The sequence below is a fragment of the Desulfallas sp. Bu1-1 genome (assembly GCF_015594625.1).
Classification (GTDB): domain Bacteria; phylum Bacillota; class Desulfotomaculia; order Desulfotomaculales; family Desulfallaceae; genus JADNRQ01.
The window spans coordinates 507982-521985 of sequence record NZ_JADNRQ010000001.1 but is presented as its reverse complement, the minus strand read 5'-3'; the positions used below and the strand labels follow the sequence as shown (position 1 = coordinate 521985).

Genomic DNA, 14004 nt, shown 5'->3' with positions numbered 1-14004 from the left:
GCATGGTTCGTTACTTTTCAACTCTACGGTTTCCCGGATAAAAACGAACCGTCTGGCCTTTTTCCAGGTGGGCAGGGGTACTGTTATCTCAGCCATATCATACTTGGCATCCAGGCGCTGCCATGCTCTTTGGTCATCAAGATAGGCAATAATTTTGTAGATGCTCTGTTTTAGAGGTACTTTGCAGACATATTCGATCTGGTTATCTTCGAAAAAGGTGAAGTTCTTATCATCAAAGAACCCTTTATCCATACGAACTCCCTTAACTATCAGCCTTTGGGGCAGTAAAGCCAGCGTTTCTTTGAAGAAATCGGCGAACTGGCCGTTACTGGCGGTTTTGCCGCCATATAACTTGATATTTGCCAGTTCGGCACTTTCTGATACAAAAGCAACTTTAGCTTTGTAAGACGGCCGGCCGTTATAACGGGGGTTATAGCCAACTTCGCCGCCTTCCTGGTTGCCGAACAAGGTGATAACCGTATCATCAATATCGAGCCATACTTCACGGCAGCCCTCAATGTTGGCTTTGAGTGCCAAAAGAGATTGGTTTACCTGTTGCAATTGGGAAATGTTCTCCTGCTCAAACTTGGCCAAAAGTTGACGAAAAGTGCTTTCATCCGGTACTTTCTCAATGCCCTTGATTTTACAGTAACCGGGATCGGATTTTAGTGCATCCATATGCATAAACCGAAAAAGGCCTACACAAATGCAGTCAGTCATTATATCTACCAGCTGGGCCATACTGTATCGAAAGTTGTGATGCCCTGTTAACTGTCAGGTGTTTTTGCAGGAGTTCAATAAACCCTATGGCCTGCTTAAAGGACTCGATGAGGCTAAAGTTGCCGTAACTGGTAACTGTATGGTTATCAAATACAACCGGCAAGTTGGTATATTCCGTTAGTTTTTGCAATTTTTTATATGTTTTCTTATGTTGCCTTTCAATTTCACGTTTTTGTTGCCGTTTTAAACTTTCCTGTTGATAATTGGGGTTTAGCTGTGATACCATAATCAAGAGGACACCTTCCTTGTTTTGGTATTTATGGCTATTTACCAATTTCTCTTTGAGGAAAGGTGTTCCTCTTTTTTTGTCAATTTTTTTGCAGGTTTATGGAGAAAAAAGTTGTTTGTTTTCAAGGGTTTGCGGTTTTTTGAGCCGGCTACTTGCCGGATCCAAGTTCATAGATAATAGCCTTATCTTTTATAAAATTTTCGATGTCCGGGTCTTTTTCGCATTTAAAAACAGAAATGACTTCCGATACCTTTTCCTCGGAAGCCATCTCTAAGAATTTTTGGAGAGCGATAAGCAACGTTTTAATACTTCTTCACCCTTTGCCATCGCCTCTGCGGAAGCAAATTTTTTGTTGACCGGCTTCACATCCTTGGATGAAAGCGCCTCTACCAACTTCTCAACTGCTTCCGGTTCCTTAATAACAATATTCTTATCAAAGGAAACAGTTGCCATTGATTTCACCTTCTTTCAAGATCTCCTTACTTTTATTATATGCTACAACGCTCTAAATTCAAAAAAATTTTTGTCAGACTTCTTGTTCCCAATCCATATTACTAACAATAGCCAAATTGCTTCCGTACAATGACGCATTCAAGCATGAAAAAAGAAAAATGCCCTTGGAACCTTGTTGGTGTGAGACTCCAAGAGCATTCGACACCAATTTATTGTCATCCCGGGCCGGCCAATTACTGGAACCCGTTTTATTTAACAAGATGCCAATCCTTTCATGAATATATGTATTTAGGCGCTCACCCTTGGTCTCTGGTAGCTTGCCCCCTGCAGTTCCTGCATGAACTCCGCCAGTTCCCCGGGGCGCAGCGATTGCGGGCCGTCGGAAAGAGCCTGCTCCGGGCAGGGATGCACCTCCAGCATCAACCCGTCGGCCCCGGCGGCCAGGGCGGCCCGGGCCACGGGCAGCACCAGTTCCCGGCGGCCCGTGCCGTGGCTGGGGTCGGCGATCAAGGGCAGGTGGGACAGGTACTTCACCGCGGGCACGGCGTTGATGTCGAAGGTGTTGCGGGTGTAGGTTTCGAAACTGCGGATGCCCCGCTCGCATAAAATAACTTCCCGGTTACCCCCGGCCAGGATGTATTCCGCCGCCAGCAGCCATTCCTCCAGGGTGGCGGAAAGCCCCCGCTTCAACAGCACGGGAAACTTGAGCCGGCCCACTTCTTTCAGCAGCTCGAAGTTTTGCATGTTCCGGCTGCCGATCTGGATGATATTGGCGTAGCGGCACACCTGCGGCAAGTGCTGCACGTCAGTCAACTCGGTAATCACCGGCAGACCCGCCACCCGCCCGGCCTCGGCCAGGATGCGCAGGCCGTCCTCCCCCAGGCCCTGGAAGGAATAGGGCGAGGTGCGGGGCTTGAAGGCGCCGCCCCGCAGAATATGCACGCCCATCTGCTTCAACCGGCACGCCAGATTAACCAGCATTTCCTCGTTTTCCACGGCGCAGGGCCCGGCAATCACCACCGGAGTCCCCCCGCCGATCAAACAGTCCCCCACCCGGACCACGGTGTTCTCCGGTTTACTTTCCCTGCTTGCCAGTTTATAGGGCGGCAAAGCCTTTCACCTCCTCGGCGGTGAGGGCTCTTTTCAACTCACTCACCTTTGCGCAAACCGCCGGTACCAGGTCGGGTTGACCCGCCTTTTGGGCAACCAGGCTGACCAGGGCGCTGCCCACCACCACGGCGTCGCAATGGAGGGCCACACCGGCGGCCTGGTCGGGGCGGGAGATCCCGAACCCCACGGCCACGGGCAGGGGGCTGTGCGCCCGGACGCCGCCGGTCATGGCCGCCAGGTCGGTGATGATCCTTTGCCGCTCCCCGGTTACCCCTGTCACGGATACGCAGTAAATGAAGCCGCGGGCCCGGGCGGCAATCATTTGCAGCCGCCGGGGGGGTGTGTTGGGCGTGACCAGCGGGATCAGGTCAATGCTGTGATCGTCCGCGGCCTGAAGCAGGACATCGGCTTCCTCGGGGGGCAGGTCGGGCACGATTAACCCGTCCCCGCCGGCCCGGGCCACGTCGGCCGCGAATTGTTCCTGGCCGTACTGGTACACCGGGTTGAAATAGGTCATCAGTACCAGCGGGATATCGCTGCGCCGCCGGATTTGTTCCACCGCCCGGATCACCCCCCGCACCGTCGTTCCGCCGGCCAGGGATCGCTGGGAGGCGGCCTGGATGGTCGGCCCGTCCGCCACCGGGTCGGAAAAGGGAACCCCCAGCTCCAGCACGTCCGCCCCGGCATCGGCCATGGCTATTGCCAGTTCCACCGTGACATCCAGGTCCGGGTCACCGGCAGTAATGTAAACAATCAGCCCCTTGTCACCACGGGCCAGGACATTGCGCAGCATCATTTCCACCCGGCTGCCGCGCGCATCTTTATTCATCAAGCGACACCCCCATTTCCCTGGCCACGGTGTGCACGTCCTTGTCGCCGCGGCCGGACAGGTTCACCAGAATAATTTTTTCCTTCGGCAGTTCCGTCGCCAGGTGCATCGCCGCAGCCAGGGCGTGGGCGCTTTCCAGGGCGGGAATGATGCCCTCGGTGCGGCAGAGCACCTTGAACGCGTCCAGCGCCTCCCGGTCGGTGGCCGCAACGTAACGCGCCCGCCCGGTCTCTTTGAGGTGGCTGTGCTCCGGCCCCACCCCCGGGTAGTCCAGCCCGGCGGAGATGGAATGCACGGGGGCCACCTGGCCGTCGTCGTCCTGGAGCAAATAGCTGAGCGAACCGTGCAGCACCCCCGGCCTGCCCCGGGACAGGGTGGCGGCGTGTTGATTCGTTTCCAACCCGTGCCCGGCAGCTTCCACACCCACCAGGGAGACTTCCGCGTCCTCCAGGAAGGGATGGAAGATGCCCATGGCGTTGCTGCCGCCGCCCACGCAGGCGATCACGTAATCGGGCAGCCGCCCGGCCTGTTCCTGGATCTGCCTCCGGGCCTCCTCCCCGATCACCCGTTGAAAATCCCTGACGATCATGGGATAAGGGTGGGGTCCCGCCACCGATCCCACCAGGTAGTAAGTGGTGGCGATGTTGGTCACCCAGTCCCGCATGGCCTCGTTCATGGCGTCCTTGAGCGTTTTGCTCCCCGAGGCCACCGGCACCACTTCGGCGCCCAGCAGTTTCATGCGGAAAACGTTCAGGGACTGGCGGCGGATATCTTCTTCGCCCATGTAAATGGCGCACTCCAGGCCGAACATGGCCGCCACCGTGGCGGTGGCCACGCCGTGCTGGCCCGCGCCGGTTTCCGCGATAATGCGCCTTTTGCCCATCCGGCGGGCCAACAACACCTGTCCCATGGTATTGTTGATTTTATGCGCCCCGGTATGGTTCAGGTCCTCCCGTTTCAAGTAAATCCGGGCGCCGCCCAAAAATTCGGTCAGGCCCCGGGCGAAATACAGCGGGGAGGGCCGGCCCACGTAATGCGCCAGGTAATAGCGAAACTCGTTTTGGAAATCCTCATCCCGGCGGGCCTGCTCGTAGGCGTCCACCAATTCTTCCAGGGCGGGCATCAGGGTTTCGGGTACGAATTTACCTCCGAACCGGCCGAAATAGCCGCGTTCATCCGGTAATGACAAGTTCATGGTTCAACCCCCTTGGCCAGAGAAATAAACTCTTTAATCTTTTGTATATCCTTGCGGCCGCCCGTTTCCACCCCGCCGGAAACATCCACGGCATAAGGCCTGGCGACCCGCACCGCATCGGCCACATTTGCGGCGTTCAGGCCACCGGCCAGGATAAACGGTTTGGGGCGGGGCAAACCCTTTAACAGGGACCAGTCAAAAGTACTTCCGGTGCCGCCGTAGCAATCTTCCCGGTAGGTATCGAACAAAAACGCGTCACACCTGTAGTCCTCCAGGTTGGGTAACGGCCTGCCGTTGCCCAACCTGAGCGCCCTGATTACCGGCAGGCTGAAATCCACATGATAACCGGGCGGTTCGTCGCCGCTCAACTGTACGGCGGTTAAACCGCAATACCTGGCTATTTCCCCCACTTCACCCGGCGGGGTGTTGACAAACACCCCCACCCGGGCCACAAACGGCGGCAGCCGGCTGATAATGTCACGCGCCTGTTCCGGGGTCACCCGGCGGCGACTGGGGGCGAAAACAAAGCCCAGGGCGTCCGCCCCGGCCTCCGCCGCCGCCAGGGCGGTGGCCGCATCGGTGATGCCGCAAATTTTCACCCGCACACTTCGCCCCGCCGTCATGCGCCGGCCACCACCCGGTCGATCTCCACTCCCCGGAGCAGCTTCACGCATGCCCGCACGTCACCGGAGGCCATCAGAGTTTCGCCCACCAGCACCGCGTGAACCCCGCAGGCGCCCAGCATCCCCACATCCTGCGGGGTTTTAATCCCGCTTTCGCTGACCACGGTAACACCGGGGTCGTCAATACACTTGATCATTTCCACCGTGGTGCGCAAATCCACCCGAAAAGTGCGCAAGTCCCGGTTGTTGATGCCGATGATGGAGGCGCCGGACGCCAGGGCCCTGTTTATTTCTTCGGGTGAACGGGTCTCCACCAGCGCGTCCAGGCCCAGGGAGGCGGCCAGTTCGATATATTCACCCAGCCTGTCGCCCAGGATGCGCGCTATCAGCAACACAGCGTCCGCGCCCAGCAATTTGGACTCGTAGACCTGGTAGGGGTCCACAATAAAATCCTTTCTCAACAGGGGCTGGCCGGTCAACTTCCGCGCCGCGGTTAAAAACCCCGGCGAGCCGCCGAAAAATTCCCCGTCCGTCAGTACGGATACGGCATCCGCCCCGGCCTCCCGGTAGGCCGCAATCGTTTCCTCCAGGCTGAAACCCTCTTTGATCACTCCCCGGGAGGGGGAGCGCCTTTTCACCTCGGCAATCAGGGCTACCCGGCCGGGCTGCCGCAACGCGGCGGCAAACTTCCCGGGAGTGCAAGTCGCCCCCTCCAACCGTTCCCGGATTTGCTTCAGCGGCAATTTTTTTTTGTTATCCGCGACTTCTTCCCGTTTATGCCGTAAAATCGTTTCCAGGAAATCTATGCTCATAATCCGGCCACCTTCGCCTTCCGGTACCTGGCTGTAAACCGGATCATTTCCTGCAGTTTGGCCTGGGCCAACCCCCGGTCCAGGCTGCGGGCCGCCAGGTCGATCCCGGAGGTGAAATCTTCCGCGGCGCCGGCCGCCATCAGCCCCAGGGCGGCGTTCAATACCACCGCATCCCGCCGCGGGCCCGCCTCTCCCTTCAATATGCTCAGGATAATTTCCGCGTTTTCCTCGGGCGAACCCCCGGCCAGTTGATCCGTTCCCGCCCGGGCGAACCCGAATTCGCCCGGGTCCAGGGTATATTCAAATATATTGCCGTCCTTGACCTCACATACCAGCGCCGGGCCAGCCGGGGACACCTCATCCAGCCCGCCGGCGCCGTGCACCACGAAGGCCCGCTGTGCACCCAGCCTTAGCAACACTTCGGCCAGCACGGGCACCAGCTGGGCGCTGTAGACCCCCAGCACCTGCGCCCGGGCGCCCGCGGGGTTGGTCAGCGGCCCGAGGATATTGAACACCGTGCGGAAACCGAGCTCGCGGCGCGGCCCCGCGGCGTGCTTCATGGCCCCGTGCAAAGCCGGGGCGTACAGGAAGGCGATGCCCACTTCCTCCAGGCAGGCCGCCATTTCGCCGGGCTCCAGGTCCAGGTTGACCCCCAGCGCCTCCAGCACGTCGGCGCTGCCGCAGCGGCTGGAAACCGAGCGGTTGCCGTGTTTGGCCACCTTGACCCCCGCGCCGGCCAGCACCAGCGCGGCGGCGGTGGAGATGTTGAATGTGTTGGCGCCGTCCCCGCCGGTGCCGCAGGTATCCACCAGCAAGGGATGACAGCTGCGCACCGGCGTGGCCTTGCTGCGCATAACCCGGGCAAACCCGGTGATTTCGTCAATCGTTTCGCCCTTCAGTTTCAGCGCCGTAAGCAGCCCGGCGATCTGCGCCGGCGTCGCCCCGCCGTCCATAATTTCCTCCATGGCCGCGGCGGCCTCGGCTTCGGTAAGGTTTTCCCCGGCCACAACTTTCTTTAACAGTTCCTTGATCAACTCCGCTCAACTCCTCTCGGCTTAATTGGATCGCAATGAAACTCATGCGTTAATGTTGAGTAACTCAAGCAACTTTCAACAGGCTCTTCCTACTTTTACGCTGTTCATTCAATTAATTGGCTGCTTTGAATATGCTGATATTATAGTTATTACAGTTATTCAAGGCCTGACCCCTGGAAAGGAAGTTGGAGAGGAGGTCCAGGCCGTATTCACTGAGCATGGATTCGGGGTGAAACTGGACGCCTTCCACCGGCAGTTCCCGGTGCCGCAGGGCCATAATCTCGCCCTCCTTCGTCCAGGCGCTTATTTCCAGGCAGGCGGGCAGCGTTTCCCGGTCCACCACCAGCGAGTGGTAGCGAACGGCCTTGAACGGCGAGGGCAGCCCGGCAAAAATCGACCGGCCGTCGTGGTAAACCAGAGATATTTTCCCGTGCATGGGCGTCCTGGCCCGCACCACTTTGCCGCCGAAGGCGCGGCCGATGGCCTGCAACCCCAAGCACACGCCCAGGATGGGCATCCGGCCGGCGCATTTTTCAATGGCTTCGATGATTATCCCGGCCCCATCCGGCGTGCCCGGTCCCGGCGATAAAACCAGGTAATCGGGATGCAAGTCGTGTATTTCGGGCACTGTGACCCGGTCGTTGCGCCTGACCAGAACTTTTTCCCCCAGCAGGGACAGGTATTGCACCAGATTATAAGTGAAGGAATCATAGTTGTCGATCATCAGCAGCAGGGTGAACACCCCCTATTGAAAATAAACACAAAAAGCCGGCACTCAAATGAGCGCCGGCCGGTTGGCACGGTAATCACTCATCTCAGCTCTCCTAAAAACTCCACTCAACTAAACTAAACTCAACTGAACCCGAATTGATTATTTACTTGTTTATCAAGTGTACTACTGATAACATCTTCTGTCAATAACTTTTTTTTCTTCCAACCCCAAGGTTTTAAACAAGGCCCGGGCCTTGCCCGCAATTTCCTCGCATTCCCGCAGCGGCCGGGAGTCGGCCACGATCCCCGCCCCGGCCTGGATGTAGGCCTTATTATCTTTGATCACCAGGGTGCGGATGGCGATTGCGGTGTCCATATTGCCGTTAAACCCCAGGTACCCCACGGCCCCGGCGTAGACGCCCCGCCGCTGGGGCTCCAGTTCGTCAATGATTTCCATGGCCCTGACCTTGGGCGCGCCGCTCACCGTGCCGGCGGGGAAACAGGCCCCGAGCGCGTCCAGGGCGCCGGTACCGGGCGCTAAAACGCCCTCAACCCGGGATACGATGTGCATTACGTGCGAGAAATACTCGATCTCCATAAAGCGGGGAACCTTGACGCTGCCGGGTACGCACACCCGCCCCAGGTCGTTGCGACCCAGGTCCACCAGCATCAAGTGCTCGGCCCGCTCCTTTTCGTCGGCCAGCAATTCTTCAGCCAGACGCGCGTCTTCCTCCGGGGTGTTTCCCCGAGGGCGCGTGCCGGCAATGGGGCAGGTGGTGGCCCGACCGTCTTCCACCCGCACCAGCATTTCGGGCGATGAGCCGATCACCCTGATGTCCCCCAGGTTCAGATAATACATGTACGGCGAGGGGTTCACGCTCCTGAGCCGCCTGTACACCGCGAAATCATCCCCCGTAAAGTCCACGGCGAAACGCCGGGACAGCACCACCTGGATGATTTCCCCCGCCCGGATATACTCCAGCGCCCGTTCCACCCGGCGGGTAAACTCGTCATCCCCCAAGTCCACCGTTATTTCACCCCCCAGTGTAAAAGCGCCGGGCCCGGGCAGCGGGCGCCGCAGGGCCGCCCGCATTTCCTCCAGCCTGCCCACCGCCCGGTTGTACGCGCCGGCGGGGTCGGCGCCGCCCGCCGGGCAGTTGACCACGAAGGTGACGGTGTGCCGGACATGGTCAAATATAATCACGGTGCCGGGGAAAAACTGGGCGCAGTCGGGCAGCTGCAATTCATCCCGCGGGGTGCCGGGCAAATCCTCCAGGGAGCGCACCGCGTCGTAAGCGACAAATCCCACCGCTCCACCGTAAAAACGGGGCAAATCCCGCATCCGCGGCACCCGGAAAGTTCGAAACAATTTTTCCAGAACCTCCAGGGGCGGGCCGTCGGCTCTTTTAACCATGCCGCCGGGATAAACCACCTCTCCCCGGCCCGCCCCGGAACGGAAAGTCAACAGCGGGTCCAGGGCAATAAAGGAATACCGGCCCAGGTACCGCCCCCCTTCCACGCTTTCCAGCAGGCAGGACGGACCGCCGCCCGCCAGCTTGAGAAAAAGCGTAATGGGCGTTTCGGTATCCGCCAGGCACTCGGTATATACGGGAACCAGGTTGTATTGCCCGACCAGGTTCAAGTATGCGTTGTAATCGGGATAAATCATCTGCCATCTCCCTCCCCAAAAATACAAAAACGACACTCGTAATGAGTGCCGTTCGTCACTGCGCAACAGCTTCCTCATCCAAGCTCAAGCTCATACTATTAAACTCCGCTCCACTCGTCTCATAACATATTAATTTTAGAAATATATTATAAATTATTCCCGCGCAAGTCAACCCTATAAAATTGTTAACGCTGTTCCGGTAATCGCAGGTGATAAGCCAAACATGCTGTACCCCTTCCACGGCACCTGCAACCAAAAAATCACCCGAACACGATGCGAGCCGTGCCGGTGAACTTGTTTTTCCCACCTTTTCCTTCATTTAAAATATTCTACGCAATTTTATTATTTATAATATGATTTCACTGCAAAAACCACAGCGGCAGGCGATTCGGGGGATTTCCGGAGTAAGTGGAGCACTGGATGCGGAATAGCGGTCAGGGGACACACCTCCTCTTTAGAGCAAAGCTTTGGAGTCGGAGGTATGTCCCCAACGATACCGTCATATCCCCAAAGCCATGACCCTTTAGCGGCGTGAAGAAGTAGTTGGGCAGTAAGTTGCAAGCGTTAACTAAAAGTTGCTCCAACTATTAAGGTAAAATTGCGAAACGAACGATTGATGCCGCCGGAGTGCCAGATATAAGTACCGGTTTTGTAGCAAAATCATAATATGCAAATATTGTAGTTATTACAGTTACGACAGGCCTGACCCCTGTAAGGATGTCGCCTCTTTTCTCATCCGTTGCAAGGCATCGTGCAGTTCCAGAAGCGGCGCCGCAACGTGGAGCACTTCCCGTTCAATCGCAGCGGCGTCTCCCCGTAGCACCGCGCCCATCAAATGCCCCATGTGTTCCCCGGCAATCATCGCCCATTCCTCAATTTTCCGGGGTTCCGCCTTTTCCTCGTCGCCGTGCCGGGTGCGGTTGATTTCCGCCTGCAGCAGGGTCTTGGTCAAAAAATCATCAGCATGGGTCATCCCAACCAACCTCCTTTTTACTCCAGGATACACCTGAAGCCGGACAACCGTTTGTCAAACATAATCCGACTTTGCAATTCATCAAAAAAGGTTCGCCGGTCATCGACGAACCTTTGTTTATCCTCACTACTTGTTTTTTTCTTGCTTGTTTTTCTCGGGTTCCGCTTCCCCGGCCAGGGGATTGGCGAATTCATAACTAAAACTCGCCCTTTTCCCCTTCTTAAACTTATCTTTATCTTTTCTCACTTTATCCCTCCTTTCCAGTTTAGTTATTGCAAGAATAATTTTTTTTATACTTGTTGCATTGGCTTTTTACGGCCCCGTTGTGGTAAAATACAGGCGATCCCAATACTTATCCCGGAGGTTTTTCAAATGATCGACCCGGTTGCCGTCAATATCGGCCCCCTGCAAATCCGGTGGTACGGCGTGATTATGGCCACAGCGTTTTTACTGGGCATCTACCTGGCCTACCGCCGGGCCCTGCAAAACAATATCGACCCCAACCACATTTTAAACATGGTGACGTTGATCATCCCCGCGTCCATCATTGGCGCCAGGCTGTATTACGTCATTTTCGCCTGGGAAAATTATGCCGGCAACCCCCTGGAGGCGCTGGCCATCTGGCACGGCGGGCTCGCCATCCACGGGGGCATTTTGGGCGGGCTGCTGGCCGGCCTGTTTTACGTGCGCCGGTACGGGTTGCCCGTCTGGAAAATAGCCGATATTATCGCCCCCAGCCTGATCCTGGGACAGGCCATCGGGCGCTGGGGCAACTTCATCAACCAGGAGGCCCACGGGGGACCGGTATCGGAACAATTTATCAGCCACTTCCCGGACTTTATCAAAAACCAGATGTTCATCGAAGGGAGCTACTACCACCCCGCTTTTTTATACGAATCAACCTGGGATTTCATTGTTTTCATCATCCTCATGTGGCGGTGGCCCCGTAAAAAAACCGACGGCGAGATCGCCTTGCTCTACCTGGTGTTATATTCAGTAGGGCGTTTTTTCATAGAGTCCATCCGGACCGACAGCCTGATGCTCGGCCCCTTCCGGGTGGCCCAATTGGTCAGCCTGGCCTTGATAGCTGCCGGTATAGCCGGTATTATGGCGTTACGCAAGAGAAATCAAGCATGGGCAAAAAAGCGGTAGAAAAACCCCTGGTGGGCGGTTTGATTTTGCGGGCCTCCAGTTGGAGAAACACGGAAGAAACCACCGGAGCGCCAGATACAAGTACCGGGTTTTTGCAGCAAAATCAAAAATGCAAAAAAGAAAACCCTGAACGGGTTTTTTAAAAATGTTTTGATTAGGATTTAATGTGCGGAAATTTTCATATGCATTTATTCGACATTATCTTTAAATATCCTGCAATCTTATATATTAAAAAACATTTTCCTCTAAGGTATAATTTAGGCAAACAAAATTACATGCTTTTCTACATAACTCTCCAAATTTATACCGGAAGAAAGGATTAAGCATGATTGATCCGCAATCTACCAGCGATACGATTTTTGCCCTGGATATCGGGACCAGGACCGTAATCGGCATCGTGGGGTGCATGGAAGGGAAAAATTTTAAAATCCTGGCCCAGGAGTTGGCGGAACACGAAGGCCGGTCAATGTTCGACGGCCAGATCCACGACATCCCCCGGGTGGCGGAAGTGGTGGCGCAAATTAAGGCCGGGCTGGAAAAAAAGACGGGGCTGGCGCTGGATAAAGTGGCGGTGGCGGCGGCTGGCCGTTCACTGAAAACCATCCGCTGCCATGCGGAAATGGAGCATGATGAAAACCGGGAAATCGACCAGATGGATATCCGCAGCCTGGAGTTGTCGGCGCTGCGGCAGGCCCACCGGGAACTGGAGGGTGAAAACGCCGCGGATTATTATTGCGTGGGGTACTGCGTAATTACGTACACCCTCGACGATATGCCCGTAACCAATCTTCTGGGGCATCGCGCCGGGAAAATCGGTGCGGAAATAGTGGCCACCTTCCTGCCGGTCTCAGTGGTCAACAGTCTTTACTCTGTTTTGCACCGGGTCAACCTGGAGCCCGTCCACCTGACCCTGGAACCCATCGCCGCCATCGACGTGGCCATACCCCCCAGTTTTCGCATGCTCAACCTGGCCCTGGTGGACATTGGCGCCGGCACCTCCGACATCGCCATCACCCGTGACGGCAGCATTGTCGCCTACGGCATGGTGCCCATGGCCGGCGACGAGATTACCGAACCCATCATGGAACAACTCCTGGTGGAATTTAACGAGGCGGAAAAAATCAAAAAGGCGCTGGGTACGGGCGAACAAATATCATATACCGATATTCTCGGAATCACCAATTGTATAACCCGAGAGCAAGCACTGGAAATCATTAACCCGCCGGTGGACAAGCTGGCCGGCGCCATCAGCGCCAGCATACTGGATCTTAACGGCGGTATCCCGCCCAAGTCGGTATTTTGCATCGGAGGTGGCGCCCAAACCCCGGGGTTGACGAAAAAGCTGGCGGAACATTTACAACTGGACCAGCAGCGGGTGGTGATCAGAGACAGAAGCTTTTTGCGCAATTTTGTTTTTGAGGGGGACGATTTCCTGTCCGGCCCGGAAGGGGTAACGGCGGTCGGTATCGCCACGGTGGCACTGACCAGGTTGGGTTACGAATTTATGACCGTCAGGGTAAACGGGAGTGAATATAAAATTTTCAACACCAGGAACATCAATGTTTCCCAGGTGCTGGGCCTGGTCAAATTCGACCCGCGGCATTTAATCTGCAAAAACGGCAGGGACCTCAGATTTACTTTAAATAAAAAAGAACACACCGTATTCGGTGAACTGGGCCGGCCGGCCCGCATTTACGTGGGCAACCGGGAAGCCAACCTGCAAACGCCGGTACGGGACGGCGATGACATACTGGTCATCAAGGCCGTCGATGGGGCTGACGCGACCGCCCGCGTGGAAGATTTTTTACCTGAAAAAAGAACGCTGGACCTCCTAATCAACGGCATCGAAATAACCTGGCCGGTACGGGCACTGCTGAACGGGACCGAGGCCGGACCAGCCGCGCCGGTTAAACCCGGCGACAGCCTTGAGATCGTTAATCAGCCAACTATAGGTGAAATATTAAAATGGCGGGGCATAAACACCACCCGGGGGGAAATTTACATCAACGGGCAAAAAGCAACAACCCGGGATACTGTTGCCGACGGCGACGTAATTGAAGTCCACGCCGCCGAAAAAATAATGAACAATGGGCAGCCTCCCGGTATTAAAGTAACCGTCAACGGAGAAGAAATAATCATCCCGCAGCGGGAAGCCATTTTCGTGGATATCTTCAACCACGTCAAAATAAATACCAGCGATTCCGGAGGAACCATGGTGATGAGGCTGAACGGCGCCAGGGCCCGGTACACCGACCCCGTCCACAACGGCGACCGCATAGATTTATACTGGGAAAGCTCAGCTTCAGACCCCAAACCGGCGGGCGGGTCCGGGTAAACGGTACAAGCGCCGCCGGCGCTTGTTAAAAGATTACAGCGCCTTGCTCTGGTGCCCATTTTATGGTAAGCTCCTAGTAGAGAATTTTCCCCAAAATCT

Annotated in this window: 14 protein-coding genes; 2 read left to right on the top strand and 12 right to left on the bottom strand. The window is 56.2% G+C overall.

Translation table 11 applies throughout. The annotated features are described in order from the left end of the window. The 12 genes from IT084_RS02520 to IT084_RS02465 all read right to left on the bottom strand — a co-directional run. The coding region (locus IT084_RS02520; protein ID WP_195710757.1) for a transposase at positions 1-720 on the bottom strand (720 nt) is incomplete at its 3' end. Continuing rightward, complete coding sequence (locus tag IT084_RS02515; RefSeq protein ID WP_195710755.1) at positions 713-1012, bottom strand: hypothetical protein; 300 nt, start codon at positions 1010-1012, stop codon at positions 713-715. The genes IT084_RS02515 and IT084_RS02520, both read right to left, overlap by 8 nt. A gap of 267 nt (positions 1013-1279) precedes the next feature. Next, the gene (locus IT084_RS02510) at positions 1280-1462 is read right to left on the bottom strand and encodes a hypothetical protein (RefSeq protein ID WP_195710753.1); all 183 of its coding nucleotides are present in this window, start codon (positions 1460-1462) and stop codon (positions 1280-1282) included. 288 nt (positions 1463-1750) lie between these two features. Continuing rightward, positions 1751-2572 carry a 3-deoxy-7-phosphoheptulonate synthase gene (gene aroF, locus IT084_RS02505; RefSeq protein WP_195710751.1) on the bottom strand — a complete coding sequence of 274 codons (822 nt, stop codon included), beginning with the start codon at positions 2570-2572 and terminating at the stop codon, positions 1751-1753. After that, a complete protein-coding gene (gene trpA, locus IT084_RS02500) occupies positions 2559-3401 on the bottom strand; it encodes a tryptophan synthase subunit alpha (protein WP_195710749.1) in 843 nt (280 codons plus the stop codon). Before trpA ends, aroF begins: the two co-directional genes overlap by 14 nt. Then, positions 3394-4596 carry a tryptophan synthase subunit beta gene (gene trpB / locus IT084_RS02495; RefSeq protein WP_195710746.1) on the bottom strand — a complete coding sequence of 401 codons (1203 nt, stop codon included), beginning with the start codon at positions 4594-4596 and terminating at the stop codon, positions 3394-3396. The genes trpA and trpB overlap by 8 nt, the downstream gene beginning before the upstream one ends. After that, positions 4593-5219, bottom strand: a complete 627-nt coding sequence (locus IT084_RS02490; RefSeq protein WP_195710744.1) for a phosphoribosylanthranilate isomerase — start codon at positions 5217-5219, stop codon at positions 4593-4595. The genes trpB and IT084_RS02490 overlap by 4 nt, the downstream gene beginning before the upstream one ends. Further along, entirely contained in the window at positions 5216-6031 is an 816-nt protein-coding gene (gene trpC, locus IT084_RS02485) for an indole-3-glycerol phosphate synthase TrpC (RefSeq protein WP_195710742.1), read from the bottom strand. Before trpC ends, IT084_RS02490 begins: the two co-directional genes overlap by 4 nt. Further along, a complete protein-coding gene (gene trpD, locus IT084_RS02480; RefSeq protein ID WP_195710739.1) occupies positions 6028-7065 on the bottom strand; it encodes an anthranilate phosphoribosyltransferase in 1038 nt (345 codons plus the stop codon). The genes trpC and trpD overlap by 4 nt, the downstream gene beginning before the upstream one ends. A gap of 112 nt (positions 7066-7177) precedes the next feature. Continuing rightward, positions 7178-7798, bottom strand: coding sequence for an aminodeoxychorismate/anthranilate synthase component II (locus IT084_RS02475; protein WP_195710827.1), 621 nt, complete (start codon positions 7796-7798; stop codon positions 7178-7180). A 162-nt stretch (positions 7799-7960) separates the two neighbouring features. Further along, positions 7961-9445: an anthranilate synthase component I gene (gene trpE, locus IT084_RS02470; RefSeq protein WP_195710737.1), complete on the bottom strand. Its 1485-nt coding sequence runs from the start codon at positions 9443-9445 to the stop codon at positions 7961-7963. A gap of 691 nt (positions 9446-10136) precedes the next feature. Further along, complete coding sequence (locus tag IT084_RS02465) at positions 10137-10418, bottom strand: hypothetical protein (protein ID WP_195710735.1); 282 nt, start codon at positions 10416-10418, stop codon at positions 10137-10139. 372 nt (positions 10419-10790) lie between these two features. On the opposite strand from IT084_RS02465, the gene lgt reads away from it, so the two are divergent. Continuing rightward, positions 10791-11570, top strand: coding sequence for a prolipoprotein diacylglyceryl transferase (gene lgt, locus IT084_RS02460; protein WP_207744363.1), 780 nt, complete (start codon positions 10791-10793; stop codon positions 11568-11570). A gap of 325 nt (positions 11571-11895) precedes the next feature. Beyond that, positions 11896-13905, top strand: coding sequence for a cell division protein FtsA (locus IT084_RS02455; RefSeq protein WP_195710733.1), 2010 nt, complete (start codon positions 11896-11898; stop codon positions 13903-13905). Positions 13906-14004 lie beyond the last annotated feature (99 nt).